15 protein-coding genes are annotated in these 14,353 nt (G+C 48.8%); all 15 read left to right on the top strand.

What is annotated here, in order from left to right; all coding sequences use genetic code 11:
* Nucleotides 1–43: 43 nt before the first annotated feature.
* On the top strand, nt 44–940 hold the full coding sequence (locus UQ64_RS16010) for a Gfo/Idh/MocA family protein (protein WP_060624765.1): 897 nt from the start codon (nt 44–46) through the stop codon (nt 938–940).
* A 31-nt stretch (nt 941–971) separates the two neighbouring features.
* Complete coding sequence (locus tag UQ64_RS16005) at nt 972–1,973, top strand: Gfo/Idh/MocA family protein (RefSeq protein WP_167348492.1); 1,002 nt, start codon at nt 972–974, stop codon at nt 1,971–1,973.
* Nucleotides 1,970–2,974, top strand: coding sequence for a Gfo/Idh/MocA family protein (locus UQ64_RS16000; RefSeq protein WP_060624440.1), 1,005 nt, complete (start codon nt 1,970–1,972; stop codon nt 2,972–2,974). The genes UQ64_RS16005 and UQ64_RS16000 overlap by 4 nt, the downstream gene beginning before the upstream one ends.
* A gap of 42 nt (nt 2,975–3,016) precedes the next feature.
* Nucleotides 3,017–3,673, top strand: coding sequence for an RraA family protein (locus UQ64_RS15995; protein ID WP_060624439.1), 657 nt, complete (start codon nt 3,017–3,019; stop codon nt 3,671–3,673).
* Nucleotides 3,674–3,691: 18 nt separating this feature from the next.
* A complete protein-coding gene (locus UQ64_RS15990) occupies nt 3,692–4,459 on the top strand; it encodes an SDR family NAD(P)-dependent oxidoreductase (protein WP_082651159.1) in 768 nt (255 codons plus the stop codon).
* Nucleotides 4,460–4,482: 23 nt separating this feature from the next.
* Nucleotides 4,483–5,376, top strand: a complete 894-nt coding sequence (locus UQ64_RS15985; protein ID WP_060624437.1) for an SMP-30/gluconolactonase/LRE family protein — start codon at nt 4,483–4,485, stop codon at nt 5,374–5,376.
* Nucleotides 5,377–5,393: 17 nt separating this feature from the next.
* Complete coding sequence (locus tag UQ64_RS15980; RefSeq protein ID WP_060624436.1) at nt 5,394–6,164, top strand: SDR family NAD(P)-dependent oxidoreductase; 771 nt, start codon at nt 5,394–5,396, stop codon at nt 6,162–6,164.
* Between the two features lie 18 nt (nt 6,165–6,182).
* Nucleotides 6,183–7,091, top strand: a complete 909-nt coding sequence (locus UQ64_RS15975) for a fumarylacetoacetate hydrolase family protein (RefSeq protein ID WP_060624435.1) — start codon at nt 6,183–6,185, stop codon at nt 7,089–7,091.
* Nucleotides 7,092–7,100: 9 nt separating this feature from the next.
* A complete protein-coding gene (locus UQ64_RS15970) occupies nt 7,101–7,943 on the top strand; it encodes an amidohydrolase family protein (RefSeq protein ID WP_245238019.1) in 843 nt (280 codons plus the stop codon).
* A gap of 49 nt (nt 7,944–7,992) precedes the next feature.
* Nucleotides 7,993–9,780 (top strand): IlvD/Edd family dehydratase, encoded by a 1,788-nt coding sequence (locus UQ64_RS15965; RefSeq protein ID WP_060624433.1) that lies wholly within the window; start codon nt 7,993–7,995, stop codon nt 9,778–9,780.
* A gap of 732 nt (nt 9,781–10,512) precedes the next feature.
* A complete protein-coding gene (locus tag UQ64_RS30915; RefSeq protein WP_156417578.1) occupies nt 10,513–10,686 on the top strand; it encodes a hypothetical protein in 174 nt (57 codons plus the stop codon).
* Between the two features lie 18 nt (nt 10,687–10,704).
* Nucleotides 10,705–10,950: a hypothetical protein gene (locus tag UQ64_RS15960; protein ID WP_156417577.1), complete on the top strand. Its 246-nt coding sequence runs from the start codon at nt 10,705–10,707 to the stop codon at nt 10,948–10,950.
* The gene (locus tag UQ64_RS15955) at nt 10,950–11,966 is read left to right on the top strand and encodes an NAD-dependent epimerase/dehydratase family protein (RefSeq protein WP_060624431.1); all 1,017 of its coding nucleotides are present in this window, start codon (nt 10,950–10,952) and stop codon (nt 11,964–11,966) included. Before UQ64_RS15960 ends, UQ64_RS15955 begins: the two co-directional genes overlap by 1 nt.
* Complete coding sequence (locus UQ64_RS15950) at nt 11,966–13,036, top strand: dihydrodipicolinate synthase family protein (RefSeq protein WP_060624430.1); 1,071 nt, start codon at nt 11,966–11,968, stop codon at nt 13,034–13,036. Before UQ64_RS15955 ends, UQ64_RS15950 begins: the two co-directional genes overlap by 1 nt.
* A 126-nt stretch (nt 13,037–13,162) precedes the next feature.
* The gene (locus tag UQ64_RS15945; RefSeq protein ID WP_060624429.1) at nt 13,163–14,344 is read left to right on the top strand and encodes a MalY/PatB family protein; all 1,182 of its coding nucleotides are present in this window, start codon (nt 13,163–13,165) and stop codon (nt 14,342–14,344) included.
* Nucleotides 14,345–14,353: the final 9 nt, after the last annotated feature.

Genomic DNA, 14,353 nt, shown 5'->3' with positions numbered 1-14,353 from the left:
TGGGGTTGTCAACCGAATAAGAGGTGTTGTTGAAGTGGAAGAGATGCAGATAGGTATGGTAGGAATGGACACTTCACATAGCAGGATTTTCGCGGCGCTGTTAAATGATGAATCCCATCCGCTATATATTCCGGGTGGCAGGCTACTCTGCGGTTATCCGGGAGGTTCTCCTGATTTCGAGCTAAGCTATTCACGTGTGAAACCGATTAGCAGTGAATTGCAGGAGCGCTATGGTGTTGAGCTGCTCGATTCTATAGAAGAAGTTGCGGAGAGATCCCATGCGATTCTACTGACTTCTGTAGATGGGAGAGTGCACAAGGAACAGTTTTCGGTGCTGGCTCCTTACGGGAAACCGGTATTTATTGACAAACCGTTAGCGGTTTCTTCTGAAGATGCGAAGGTGATTGTGGAATTGGCGGAGAGGTATGGAACGCCATTTTTCTCCAGCTCTATGCTTCGTTTCGGTGGACCGCTGGTAGCCCTCTTAGGGGATGAAAGTGCAGGTGCTATTCTAGGTGCGGATTGCACTGGACCACTCGATCTACAGCCGACACAACCGGGATTATTCTGGTATGGCATACACGCTGCTGAGATGTTATATGCCGCCCTTGGAGAAGGTTGCTATTCAGTACGTGCTGTCCGTAACGATACGCAAGAATGGGTAGTCGGCCAATGGAAGGACGGGCGAATCGGGACGATCCGCGGGAATCGAACAGGCGGTTCTGATTTCTATATCGTATTGCACCGTGAACGGGGGAGTAACGGAATTAACGCGCTCGGAGCAAATTACAGCGCAGGGCATCAGCAATTGCTGAAGAACTCTATAGCTATGGCGCGAGGGGGCGATCCACCGGTACGACCTTCCCTAACGCTTGAGTTGATTCGCTTCATCGAAGCGGCCAACGAAAGTCGGGTAAGTGGTGCTGATGTTCGTCTGTAAAGGAAAGCGCAATCTGAAAGGAGTGAGTGAATTGATTAGGACAGCAGTAATCGGATGCGGCAGCATGGGAACTGTTCATGCGGACCGTTACAAGTCCATGCCCGAAGCTGAGCTTGTCGCCGTATGTGATATCGTTGATAAGGCCGCTGAGGTGCTGGGGAATTTAGTGGGCGTTAGCTATTTTATATCCGTACATGAGATGCTCGAGCAGGTGAAGCCAGAGGTAGTCAGTATTGCTGTGCCGACCTATTTACATGTACCACTGGTACGGATTGCAGCAGATCATGGCGCGCATGTAATCTGTGAGAAGCCGCTCGCACTCACTTCGCAGGAAGCGGAAGAAGCTATTCGCTACTGCAGCGAACGCGGTGTGAGTTTGTTTGTGGGCCATGTCGTTCGCTTCTTTCCTTCTTACAGACAGCTTGCGGAGGGAATAAAGCAGCTTGGCAGTGATCAAGGCGGAATATACCATGCTAAGCGGGCGGGTTCGCATCCCGGAAACGTGCAAGAATGGTTTCGAGACCCACTCCTTAGCGGTGGCGTCATTATGGATTTAATGATTCATGATATTGATTACATCCGTGGGGCTTTTGGTGAAGCCCGTGAAGTATATGCGTTTCAGCACCAGTCGGAAGATATAAATTATGCCTCAGCCACTTTCCGGTTTAAGAATGGAACCATTGCACAGCTTGAAGCATTTTGGGGGTATCCCGGGTCGTTCCATTCCTCCTTTGAATATGCGGATGCCGAAGGAATCATCTCAGGCGGGACTGGCGATGGCGAAAGTCTGCATATTCGCAAGTCGATTACAACGGGCTCTACATCGGGATTTGTGGAGACGCCTTCGGGTGTGCTGCTGAAGGATCCGTATTTTTTGGAACTGGAGCATTTTCTAAGCTGTCTAATAAGTGGGGAAGAGCCGATAGTCACTGCGCAGGATGCGTTGGAAGCTGTACGCTGGGCTGAAGCGGCTCAGCAATCAGCAATGACCCATCAACCCGTGAAGCTTGAAGTGAAGGAGGAGATAGAGTGAGCCGTTTAAATATTGGCATGATCAGTTTCGCGCATGCGCATGCTTTTGACTATTTGGCGAGTTTACTGCACATGTCTGAAGTGACGGTCGGTGGAATTGCTGACGAAGTGCCGGAGCGAACAGAAGCACTCGCAAAACATCATTCGATTCCCTATTATGCTGACTATAAGGAACTTCTGGCTGATGCGAATATAGATGCCGTAATTATTTGCTCGGAGAATGTCTATCATGGTGAGCTGGCCATCGCTTCGGCCCGGGCGGGCAAGCATGTCCTGTGCGAGAAGCCGCTAGGTTTGTCGGTGGAAGAGATGCAACGCATGATTTTGGTTTGCTCTGAAGAAGGAGTACAACTCATGACAGCCTTTCCTTGCCGCTTCCTGACTCCCGTTGTGCGGGCTAAGGAAGCGCTAGATCGCGGCGATATTGGTGAAATTATTGCTTTTAAAGGAACGAACAGAGGTTCTTTTCCAGGACCCAAATGGTTCTCGGATGAAGCCCTATCGGGGGGCGGTGCTGTTCTAGATCACACTGTGCATGTAATGGATCTGATGAACTGGTTCTCTGGTTCTTCTGTAGAACAGGTGTATGCCTATGCGGATACCTTGTTTGATCCAGAGCGCAAGCGGATGATTGATGATGCTGGAATGGTGCATGTAACTTTTGAGAATGGTGTGTTCGGTGTGCTCGATCCGAGCTGGTCACGCAATCCCGGCTTCCCGACATGGGGGGATGTGACCGTGGAAATCATTGGCACTAAAGGTGTCATCTCCATTGATGCTTTTAATCAAAAAAACAATGTATACGGAAGGGTATCAGGTAAAGGGAGCAGGTCCTTCTGGGGTGATGATATGAATGAACTGATGCTGAAGGCTTTTGTACAGGCGCTTATAGAAGGGGTGGAGGTACCGATTTCGGGAATAGATGGACTCCGATCCACAGAGGTTGCACTTACCGCTTATCAATCTGTTCATGCTGGCCAACCGGTGCGTTTAAATAAATGAGGATGCTGTAAACACCTAACTTTAAGGAGGATGGAACCGCCTATGAAGGATCAGGAATTGTTCGACAACATGTGTGAAAAGCTCTACTCCGCAGTAATCTCTGACACGCTGGATCAATTGGGCTATCGAAATCAGGTGATGCGGGAAAATATTAACCCTATAGATCCTGCCTGGATCGTCGCCGGCAGAGCAAAGACCATTCTGTCTGTGGATATTCATCATTTGCCGGAAGATCCTTACACGAAGGAGATTGAGGCGGTGGACAGCGTCAAGCCCGGTGAAATTGTTATCGGCTGCACGAATGAATCGAGGCAGAACGGACTGTGGGGAGAGCTATTGTCTACGGCTTCCAAAATGAGAGGCGGCCGCGGAGCGATTGTAGATGGACTAATCCGTGATACTGCTAAAATTCTGGAGCTTGGTTTTCCTGTCTTTGCTACCGGGACCAAACCTGTTGATTCTCAAGGGCGGGGGATTGTTATCGACTATGACATTCCGGTGCTATGCGGTGGCGTCATGGTCCATCCCGGAGATGTAATCTTTGGTGATCGTGATGGTATCGTTGTAATTCCGGGCGCAATTATCGATGAAGTATTCCAATTGGCCATGGATAAAGTGACTCGTGAGAATCATACACGGGATGAACTGCTTGAAGGATATACCTTGCGGCAGGTCTACGATAAATACGGGGTGCTCTGATCAGGAGCCGAAGGAGTGATGAACATGAGGCTGGCTGGCAAAAGAGCGCTGGTCACAGGTGCAGCGAGAGGAATTGGACTGGGAATCGCCCTTCGATTTCTGGAAGAAGGCGCTCTGGTGGTTCTGCTGGACCGAAGTGAGGGTGAGCTTCTTACTGTACTGGACACCTTGAAGGATTATGGTGGAAAAGCTGCAGTGGAGGTATGTGATCTTCGTGATGCGGCACAACTGGAACAATCTGTTGCCCGGGCCTTTGAAAGGTTCGGTGGGATAGATATTGTAGTGAACAATGCCGGAATCGCCTTTCGTGAACACTTTCTCGATATCTCGGTGGAGCACTGGAATGCAGTATTTGATATCAATGTAAGGGCTGTTTATTTAATCGGTCAGCTAGCAGCTAGGGAAATGATTTCTCAGGGTGGCGGAGGGGCCATTATTAATATGAGCTCCAAAAATGGTCTATCGGCAAGCTCGGAGCTTGCGCATTACAATGCTTCTAAGGCTGCTGTTATATTGCTAACTGAATCGATGGCAGTGGAGCTAGCGGCTTATGGGATCAGGGTAAATGCTGTGGCGCCGGGATTCGTGGATACGCCCCTTGACCGTAAGCTGCGCGAAGCTTCGAAGCTCCCAGCGTACTCGGAGCATACACCGATGAAGCGGGCGGCAACCATAAGGGAAGCCGCCAATGTATTTCTTTTTCTGGCTTCTGATGAAGCCTCCTATGTAACAGGAGAAACCATTCGTGTGGATGGTGGACATTTGGCTAATGGTAGTGAGCTGTAAAAATAGAAGAAGGAGTGAACGTTTTGGAAATTACAGAAATTCAGGCAGAATTGATGATTGATGCTCAGGCTGAGCTTGGTGAAGGACCGCATTGGGATGCCGAATCCGAACTATTGTACTGGGTGGATGTTACGAGAAGAAAGCTTAGAATATACAACCGGATCACGGGTAATGAAATAGTCCGCTCATTCGACCGGATGATCAGCGCAGTGATTCCAACTACTTCGGGAGGACTTGCATTGGCTATGGAGGATGGAGTCTATCTCTCTCAAGCGGGGGATTCTCCTGTTCAGCTAACTTCAATAGAAGCGGAGCTGCCCCTCAACCGATTGAATGATGCCAAATGTGATCGACAAGGCCGGCTGTGGGTGGGAACGATAAGCTTGAACGATGAAGAGCCGGATTCCGGAGGCTTCTATGTTGTGGAGCCTGGTGGCTTCACTCGCCAAATGTTATCGGGCATCGGCTGTTCGAACGGAATGGCTTGGGACTATACGCGAAGCAAGATGTATTACATTGATACGCCGACTAGGCAGGTGGATGTTTTTGATTACGAGGAAGAATCCGGAAAGATCAGTAACCGGAGAATGGCGTTCCAAATCCCTACAACTACTGGATATCCAGATGGAATGACGATAGATGGTGAAGGCATGCTTTGGGTTGCTCATTGGGGCGGCGGCTGTGTATCACGATGGAACCCGGAGACGGGTGAACAGCTTGGGATCATTCGAGTTCCAGCACCTCTCGTGACTTCATGTACTTTTGGAGGCAGTGATCTAACCGAACTCTACATTACAACTGCAAGGATAGGGATGCACGAAAAGGAGTTGCGTGATTATCCGTTTGCTGGCGGATTGTTTATGACTAAGCCAGGGGTGAGTGGTCTGTTGCCCGGAAACTTTCAAGCTAAGGAGTAGGATGAGGAGGCAAAGCGATGCGACTCAAAGATAAGATCGTCATTATCACCGGAGCTGGCTCGGGAATTGGAAAAAGTACGGCCGCATTATTCGCTTCAGAAGGAGCGACGGTAGTCATTGCCGATGTCCAAGAGGATTCAGGAAAAGCAGCTGCCACTGAAATAGAGGCATCGGGTGGGAATGCGCTATTCATCCTTTGTGATGTTACCGATGCTAGCAGTACTACTGCAATGGCTGATCAGGTAATTCATGCTTTTGGCCGAATCGATGTACTTTTTAATAATGCGGGGATCAGTGGCGTAGGTGCAGTGCACGAGGTTGCTAAGGAATTGTGGGAGAGGGTTATGCGGGTTAATGTGACAGGTGTGTTTTTAACCTGCAAGGCTGTCCTCCCTTATATGATGAAGAGCAAGAAGGGTTCTATTATTAATATGTCCTCTGGCATCGCTGAAATCGGAGTTGCAGAGCGAGCTTCCTACAGTGCTTCTAAGGGCGCAGTTCTATCTTTAACAAAGGCGATGCAAGTAGATTATGCACCATACGGCATTCGTGTAAATGCGCTGCTGCCCGGTACGATTATGACTCCGTTTGTGGAAGGTTATTTGAAGGCGTCTCTGGATCCAGAGGCCTCGGTTGCGGCCATTAAGCGTAGACAGCTTAGCGGTAAGCTTGGCAAACCAGAGGATGTAGCACGAGCCGCACTATTTCTAGCTTCCGATGAGTCCGAGTTTGTGATGGGTTCACCGTTATACGTGGATGGTGGCCTTGTCTTCGGCAAAAATGCATAAAGTGAAGGAGAGTTATCTATGAAGCTAATTAACTTTTTGCAAAAAGAGGAGGCTCATATGGGCATTCTAACCGACCGTGGTGTGGTGGATATTGAGGCGGCACTGACTGCATTATCCACTCGGACGGGTCGGATGGAGGTTCCAGTAACTGTTAGGCAATTGCTTGAGGGTGGGAAGGATGCGTTTAACCAACTGAGGGTTTTTGTGAATGAGTTGCCTGTTGGAGAAGTGAATCCATCTTGGCTGAAGCAGGAAGAAGATTTGACTTTCGGTTCCTGTGTTACTGATCCTGGCAAAATCATTTGTATTGGCTTGAATTACCGCCGGCATGCGGAAGAGACAGGAATGGCCATTCCCGAGTATCCCATCCTGTTCAACAAATTTAATAATACGTTAACCGGACATGGCTCAGAGGTCCCGCTTCCGCGGACCAGTCAGAAGGTGGACTACGAGGCAGAGCTTGGCATCGTCATCGGCCGGACCGCGAAATATGTGACTGAGGAAGATGCGCTGGATTATGTCTTCGGGTATTGTACAGCTAATGATCTGTCGGCGCGTGATTTACAGATGCGGACGAGTCAATGGCTAGCGGGAAAGTCTTGCGATAAATTTTCACCCATTGGGCCTTACTTAGTCACTGCGGATGAGGTGGGTGATCCCAATCAGCTCGATATTCAGTGCACAGTGAACGGTGAACTACGTCAGGACTCCAACACTTCGGATATGATTTTTAATTGCAAGCAGATTGTCAGTTATGTTTCCCAATGCATGACGCTTTCGCCGGGGGATATGATTTTGACTGGAACACCAGAAGGCGTAGTGATGGGTTACCCTCCAGAGAACCAGGTCTATTTGCAAGCTGGTGATGTGGTCACGGTGCAGATAGAGAAGCTTGGTGCCATTACAAATACGATGGTTAACGAATAGGAGGGAGTAATGATGATCTTCGATTGTCATACCCATTTGTTTGGACCGGGAATGGTTTCAGGACCTACGGATGAGGCGATCAAACGAGCTTGGGGGCCGGATATGCATATCGAAGCAACCCCCGAGCAGCATCGTCGTAATTTGGAAGGCTTCTCTGGTGCTATCGTACTGGCTATGGCTGCGCATGCAACGGGACTTGTTGTCCCCAATGCGTATGTCGCTGATTACTGTCGCACGGATCCAGATCGATTATTCGGTTTTGCGAGTGTAGATCCGAATCATCTGGATTGTGTTGCTGAATTTGAGACTGCGATCCGTGAGATGGGATTAAAAGGGCTGAAGCTTGCGCCTATCTATCAGAATTTTTACCCAGATGATCCCAAGCATTATGCCCTCTATGCCAAAGCAGAACAACTGGATGTACCTATACTTTGGCATCAGGGAACCTCTTTTGTGCCGGAGGGTTATTTGGATGCTTCAAGACCGGCGATGCTTGATCCGATTGCCCGTTCTTTTCCGAAGCTGAAGATGATTGTGGCACATATGGGCCATCCCTGGATTGATGAATGTATTTCACTGGTGCGCAAGCATCCTAACCTATATATGGACGTTTCAGCGTTAGGAAGCAGACCTTGGCAGTTCTACAATGCACTGGTATCTGCGATGGAATACGGGGTACAAGATAAAATACTGTTTGGGTCGGATTATCCGTTTTTTGGGACACAAAAGATGCTAGATGCTCTGTATCAAATCAATGCTCTAGTGGAGGGAACGAAGCTTCCGCACATACCGCAGAAATTTATCGAGAACATAATACATCGTATAACACCGGAAATTCTCGGGTTTGTCTGAGACATTTATGCTTGGTCTATAAGTGAGGTAGTTAAAAGGAGTTGGAGTCATGGCGGAGTGCAGGGTCAGTGAGGAGAGCGTAGCTGAATCCGGTGGCAGGTTGAAGAGTGAGGCTTATTTTCAGGAAAAAGATTTATGGGGATTTATCCATCGTTCCTTCACGAAGTCTATGGGATACACGGAAGAAGATCTTCGCAAGCCCGTAATCGGCATTTGCAACACGTTTAGTGAGCTGAATAAATGCCATTCACATTTTAATGAATTGGTGGATTATGTGAAGCGCGGCGTTTGGCAGGCAGGGGGAGTGCCGATGGAATTCCCGACGATCTCGATCGGTGAGCCTTATGTGAAGCCTACAACGATGCTACTGCGTAATTTGATGGCGATGGATACGGAAGAAATGATGAAAGGACATCCTATTGATGGCGTAGTGCTGCTTGGGGGTTGCGATAAAACGGTGCCCGCTCAGCTGATGGCAGCCGCTAGCGCCAATATCCCAGCCATTGTGCTGACAGGTGGTCCTATGCTAAATGGCCGATTGGGCGGCCGTAGCCTTGGAGCATGCACAGATTGCTATGGCTTTACGCTGGAGCATAAAGCCGGAAATATCAGTGACGATGAGCTGGCTGTTGCAGAGAATGCAATTTGCCGAAGTGACGGTCACTGCATGGTAATGGGCACAGCCAGCACGATGGCCTCGATCGCCGAAGCGATCGGCATGGCGTTACCGGGCTGTGCGGCTATCCCGGCGCCGGATAGCAGACGCAGACATATGTCTGAGCGAACTGGAAAGCAGATCGTAGAGTTGGTTCGCCTGGGCATTCGTCCCCGTGACATCATGACTGCAGCGGCGATAGAGAATGCGATCACAGTTACGATGGCGAGCGGCGGCTCGACGAACGCCATCATCCATCTAGTAGCGATCTCCCAGCGGCTCGGGATGAAGCTGCCACTGGAGACATTTGATCGGATCAGCAGCCGGACGCCGTTTATTTTGAACCTGCGACCTTCGGGCAAATATCAGATGGAGGAGTATTTCGAGGCAGGTGGTGTCCCCGCGCTGATGAAGGAACTGGAGCCGCTGCTACACGGGGATTGCTTGACTGTAACAGGCAGAACGGTTACAGAAAATCTGGTTCAGGCGGCAACACTGGACAGAGATGTGATTCGTACCTTGGAGGAGCCGCTGGACAGCCAAGGCGGGATTGCCGTATTGCGCGGGAATCTGGCGCCGGATGGGGCGCTGATTAAGCAAACCGCTGTATCTGCTCATCTCAAAAAGCATATTGGACGCGCAGTAGTGTTCGAGAGCCCGGCCGATCTGAATGATCGGATCGATGATCCCGATCTGGTTGTGGATGAGAACAGTGTGCTAGTGCTTAAGAACGCAGGACCGAAGGGCGCTCCAGCGATGCCGGAGATCGGACAAATTCCGATTCCGCAAAAGCTGCTAAAGCAGGGCATACGCGACATGGTCCGCATCTCTGACGCGCGGATTAGCGGTACTTCCTATGGTGCATTGATAGTACATGCGGCTCCGGAAGCGGCTATCGGTGGAACGCTGGCTCTTGTGCAGGATGGCGACGAAATTGAGTTGGATATTTCCGCGAGGCGCTTAGAGCTGAAGGTGTCGGATGAGGAATTGGCAAGACGAAGGCTCTCATGGCAAGCGCCCAAGCCGCACTACGACAGGGGTTATGGCTTGCTATTTCATGAGCGGGTGCTTCAGGCGAACCTTGGTTGTGATTTTGACTTTCTACTGCCTGCTGAGCTTAGAGAAGCATTGCTGGGCGAGATAGAGTCGGTGCGCAAGATGGAATCGTCGAGATTGAAATAATCTAATGCTTGTGAAGATGAAATAGTTGCACTTTATACAACTACACTATATCGTAATCGTCTAATTTTGATTTTAGTTGCACATCATACAGTTAAATCTTATCAAATCGCTGTTTGTAGGCTCATTTTGGATTTTTAATTGCAGATAGTACAACTAAATTACCATCTACGGGAACGGAAGTTGATATAAGTGTACGAAATACACTTGTATCGCACGCAGCGCACGCATCGCAAGTATCGCACGTATCTGCAGCTCCGGAAGCAACTATTGGCGGAACTCTGACCCTTGTGCAGAATGGCGGCGAAACAAGGTGGAAATTTCCGCGAGGCGTTTAGAGTTGAAGTTGTCGGATGAGGAACTGGCCCGACGTCGGGTGTGTGCGAGCGCCTAAGCCATACTACGACAAGGGTTACTATGAATTTACTAGATTGTCTGACTGAACTGGATAGATTGGACTGAGCTGGGTTGATGCTTTGACTGAGTTGATGCTTTGACTGGGTTGATGCTTTGATTGAGTTGACTACTTTGATTGATTTGATTGCATTCTATGCAATAGATTCCGCTCTAGAGGGGCTGGATTTTGATTCTATTGCACTTTCTGCAATGGAATTTCAAAGAATGAGCACTAAATGAGCTTGTGGCCGGAATCTGATGTATGAAGTGCAATAGATTCATTTATTTGCGAAGAATTTGGAAATTCTATTGCACATTCTGCAACCAGGGAGATGGTTTGTGAATGTAGCGAGCTGGTTTGTGAATGTAGCGAGCTGGTTTGTGAATGTAGCGAGCTGGTTTGTGAATGTAGCGAGCTGGTTTGTGAATGTAGCAAGCTGGTTTGTGAATGTAGCGAGCTGGTTTGTGAATGTAGCGAGCTTGGTTTGTGAATGTAGCGAGCTTGGTTTGTGAATGTAGCGAGCTTGGTTTGTGAATGTAGCGAGATGGTTTGTGAATGTAGGGAGACAGTTTGTGAATGTAGCGAGCTGGTTTGTGAATATAGCGAGCTGGTTTGTGATTGTAGCGAGCTTGGTTTTTGATTGCAGCGAGCTGGTTTCTAATTACCGCGATTTTGGCTTCCAATTACAGCAAGCAACGTTCCCGATTACTCCGAGCTATAAGGTCTTTTTTGGTAAAACCGACAAACCAGAGTCAACTGAGAGGAGAGTTCAATGATGCGAACCGTTCAAGAGTTAGAGGAGCGCTTGGCAAGTCCATCGGCAGCACTGATTGAGGAACTAAGCCAGCTCGATGGGGATATTATGCTACTAGGTGTGGGGGGTAAAATGGGGCCTAGTCTCGCAAGGCTGGCGGTGAATGCGATTCGCCAAGCGGGGCTAGACAAGAAAGTTATCGGCGTATCCCGCTTCTCGAACAAGGAGCTGAGACGAGAGCTTGAAGAGGGCGGAGTCGAGATTATCTCCGCTGATTTGTCAGACGATCAGGCGCTGCAGGCACTCCCTGAAACCCAAAATATTCTCTATATGGCCGGGAATAAATTCGGCACGGCCGGGAATGAACATTTCACTTGGATGATGAATGCCTATCTGCCGGGACGCGTAGCGGAACGGTTCCGTAATTCACGAATGGTTGTGTTCTCTACAGGCAATATTTACCCGTTTACTCCGGTCAGTCAAGGGGGAGCAACGGAAAGAACTTCTCCGAACGCGAACGGGGAGTATGGGCAATCTTGTCTGGGACGGGAGCGTATTTTTGAACATTTCTCTCATAAAAATGGAACGCCGATGTTCATTTATCGGCTGAATTACGCCATTGATTTGCGGTATGGCGTGTTGCTAGAGCTGGCTCGATCAGTTAGGGAAGGCCTTCCCATTGATATCACGATGGGCCATGCCAATGTGATTTGGCAAGGGGATGCGAATGAAATCGCATTGCGAGCGCTGCTACGTTGCAGTTCGCCGCCTAATGTCATGAACATTACTGGGCCTGAGACATTGTCTCTGCGATGGGCTGCGAATGAATTCGGCCGAAAGTTAGGCATTGAGCCGATCTTTACAGGTGAAGAAGCGCCTACCGCACTGTTAAGTAACGCGGCGAAAGCCGCTGCAACCTTTGGCTATCCTCGGGTATCGCTGGCCGAAATGATCGACTGGATTGGTGATTGGGTAGGACAAGGCGGAGAAATCTGGAATAAACCGACGCATTTTCAGGAGCGGGAGGGCAAATATTGATGACGCTGACAAGAAAAGCATTAACCACTGAATTGTATGTCGCGCTTCATGATGGGTTGGCTATTCCCGCGCATCCGCTCGCCTTAACTAAAGAACGTAAACTAGATGAACGACGCCAACGGGCACTTACCCGCTATTATCTTGCTTCTGGAGCGGGTGGAATCGCGGTTGCAGTGCATTCCACTCAATTCGAGATCAGGAATCCAAAAGTAGGGCTGCTGGAGCCTGTGTTACGTCTAGCCGCAGAAGAGGTGGAGGGTGCTCAGCTAGATCGACCTTTCATGAAAGTAGCGGGTATCTGTGGTGGTACGGAGCAGGCTGTTCTTGAAGCACGGCTTGCCGCAAGCATTGGTTATGAAGCAGGCCTGCTCAGTATGGGAGGCCTGCAAGTCTTGAGTGAGGAAGAACTGCTGGAACGGACACGTAGAGTGGCGGATGTGATTCCGGTATTTGGATTCTACCTTCAGCCGTCGGTGGGAGGACGGATTTTAAGCTTTGATTTTTGGAAAGCATTTGCTGAAATAGCAGGCGTAATCGCCATCAAGATGGCGCCGTTCAATCGTTATCAGACGTTGGATGTAGTCAGAGCTGTGCTTGAGTCCAGCCGCAGTGAAGAAATTGCTCTATACACCGGAAATGATGATAATATTGTCAGCGATCTGCTCACGACCTTCCGATTTAAGGTGAACGGCAAGTCCGTTGAGAAAAAAATAGTCGGCGGTCTTCTCGGCCACTGGGCGGTCTGGACGAGCAAAGCAGTACAACTGCTTAATGAGATTAAAAAGATACGAAATGAACCCTCGTTGGCATCCAATTGGCTGACGTTTGGGGTTGAAGTGACGGATAGCAATGCAGCGATATTTGATCCCGCGCATCATTTTCATGGCTGTATCCCGGGTATTCATGAGGTGCTTCGCCAACAGGGATTGCTTGAAGGTTTATGGTGTCTAAATCCGGAGGAACGATTAACCCCGGGGCAAGTGGAGGAAATCAACAGAGTGCGCAGAGACTATCCTCATCTGGTGGATGATGAATTTGTAGCAGTACATTTGGAAGAGTGGCTGCAATAACAAATAGTTGTATATGAGTTAAGGAGGGCGCACTTTCGACAAGTGCGTTCTTTTTTATCCAGAGTGCGATATCCTCCTCCTCATGATACAATAAGGGACAAGTTTATAAGGATGAGGTGACTTTAATTGAAGTATGATTTCGATCGCGTAATTGACCGCCGTAATACACGTTCTTACAAGTGGGATCAGTCCGAGAAGTTGTTTGGTGAAAAAGATATTATGCCACTTTGGGTGGCAGACATGGATTTTGAAAGTCCTCCTGCAGTGAAGGAAGCGATTCTGCGCCGCGCAGAACAAGGGGTTTACGGTTACAGTGTGCCTAGTGACTCTTATAAAGAAGCTATCACGTCGTGGTTCGGAAGACGGCATGATTGGGAAATTAAATCGGAATGGATTTCGGATTCTCCCGGAATTGTAACTTCTTTAAGTCTTTCCGTTGAGCTGTTTACCGAGCCAGGGGACGAGGTTATTTTACAGTCGCCAGTTTATTATCCTTTCTATGATGTAATCAAAATGAATGATCGAAAGGTCGCCAGTAATCCGCTTGTGATCCGTAATGGACGCTTCGAGATGGATTATGAGCAATTAGAAGGGCTGATGCAAGGTGGAGCCAAGCTGCTGCTCTTATGCAGTCCGCATAATCCAGGTGGTAGAGTATGGGAAAGAGAAGAACTGCTGAAGCTTGGTGAACTTTGTCTGCGTTACGGAGTGACCGTAATCTCTGATGAGATTCATTGTGATTTGGCACTTCCGGGCTATGAGCATATCCCTTTTGCATCCTTATCCGAGGAAATTGCGAATATTACACTAACCACACTTGCCGCGACCAAAACCTTCAATCTCCCGGGAATTCAATCTTCCTTTATCGTGGCTTCGAATCCGGAATTGAAACTTAAATTTGATCAAAAAATGAAAGCTCTGAGCTTACATATGGCTAGCTTCTTCGCCCAAGGTGCAGTAGAAGCTGCTTATAATGATGGAGAAGAATGGTTGGATGAGCTTGTAGAGTACGTTTCAGGCAACGTGGACTATGCGATTAGCTATCTGTCGGAGCATTTACCACAGGTCCAAGTGATGCAGCCACAAGGCACTTACCTGCTATGGGTAGATTGCCGTGGGTTGAATCTGGATACAGATGGACTTAAAAAACTGATGTACAAAGAAGCGAAAGTCGCTTTTAATGAAGGCTCTGTCTTTGGAACTGAGGGACAAGGTCATCTGCGGATCAATCTAGCTTGTCCTAGATCAATTCTAGTTGAAGCGTTAGAACGCTTTTGCCGAGCAGCCGCAGCTTATACAGCGAAATAAAAGGTATTC

Origin of the sequence: Paenibacillus etheri, assembly GCF_001012825.1 — a bacterium.
Classification (GTDB): Bacteria; Bacillota; Bacilli; order Paenibacillales; family Paenibacillaceae; genus Paenibacillus_AQ; species Paenibacillus_AQ etheri.
Note: the sequence above shows the minus strand (reverse complement) of the source record. Positions and strands in the feature narration are given on the sequence as shown.

Bases quoted from the DNA above. Each gene is read 5' to 3' on its own strand.
- UQ64_RS15965 (WP_060624433.1), top strand. From the start codon at position 7,993: ATGGCGGAGTGCAGGGTCAGTGAGGAGAGCGTAGCTGAATCCGGTGGC.
- UQ64_RS15970 (WP_245238019.1), top strand. From the start codon at position 7,101: ATGATGATCTTCGATTGTCATACCCATTTGTTTGGACCGGGAATGGTT.
- UQ64_RS15980 (WP_060624436.1), top strand. From the start codon at position 5,394: ATGCGACTCAAAGATAAGATCGTCATTATCACCGGAGCTGGCTCGGGA.
- UQ64_RS16010 (WP_060624765.1), top strand. From the start codon at position 44: ATGCAGATAGGTATGGTAGGAATGGACACTTCACATAGCAGGATTTTC.
- UQ64_RS15955 (WP_060624431.1), top strand. From the start codon at position 10,950: ATGCGAACCGTTCAAGAGTTAGAGGAGCGCTTGGCAAGTCCATCGGCA.
- UQ64_RS15950 (WP_060624430.1), top strand. From the start codon at position 11,966: ATGACGCTGACAAGAAAAGCATTAACCACTGAATTGTATGTCGCGCTT.
- UQ64_RS15995 (WP_060624439.1), top strand. From the start codon at position 3,017: ATGAAGGATCAGGAATTGTTCGACAACATGTGTGAAAAGCTCTACTCC.
- UQ64_RS15990 (WP_082651159.1), top strand. From the start codon at position 3,692: ATGAACATGAGGCTGGCTGGCAAAAGAGCGCTGGTCACAGGTGCAGCG.
- UQ64_RS15975 (WP_060624435.1), top strand. From the start codon at position 6,183: ATGAAGCTAATTAACTTTTTGCAAAAAGAGGAGGCTCATATGGGCATT.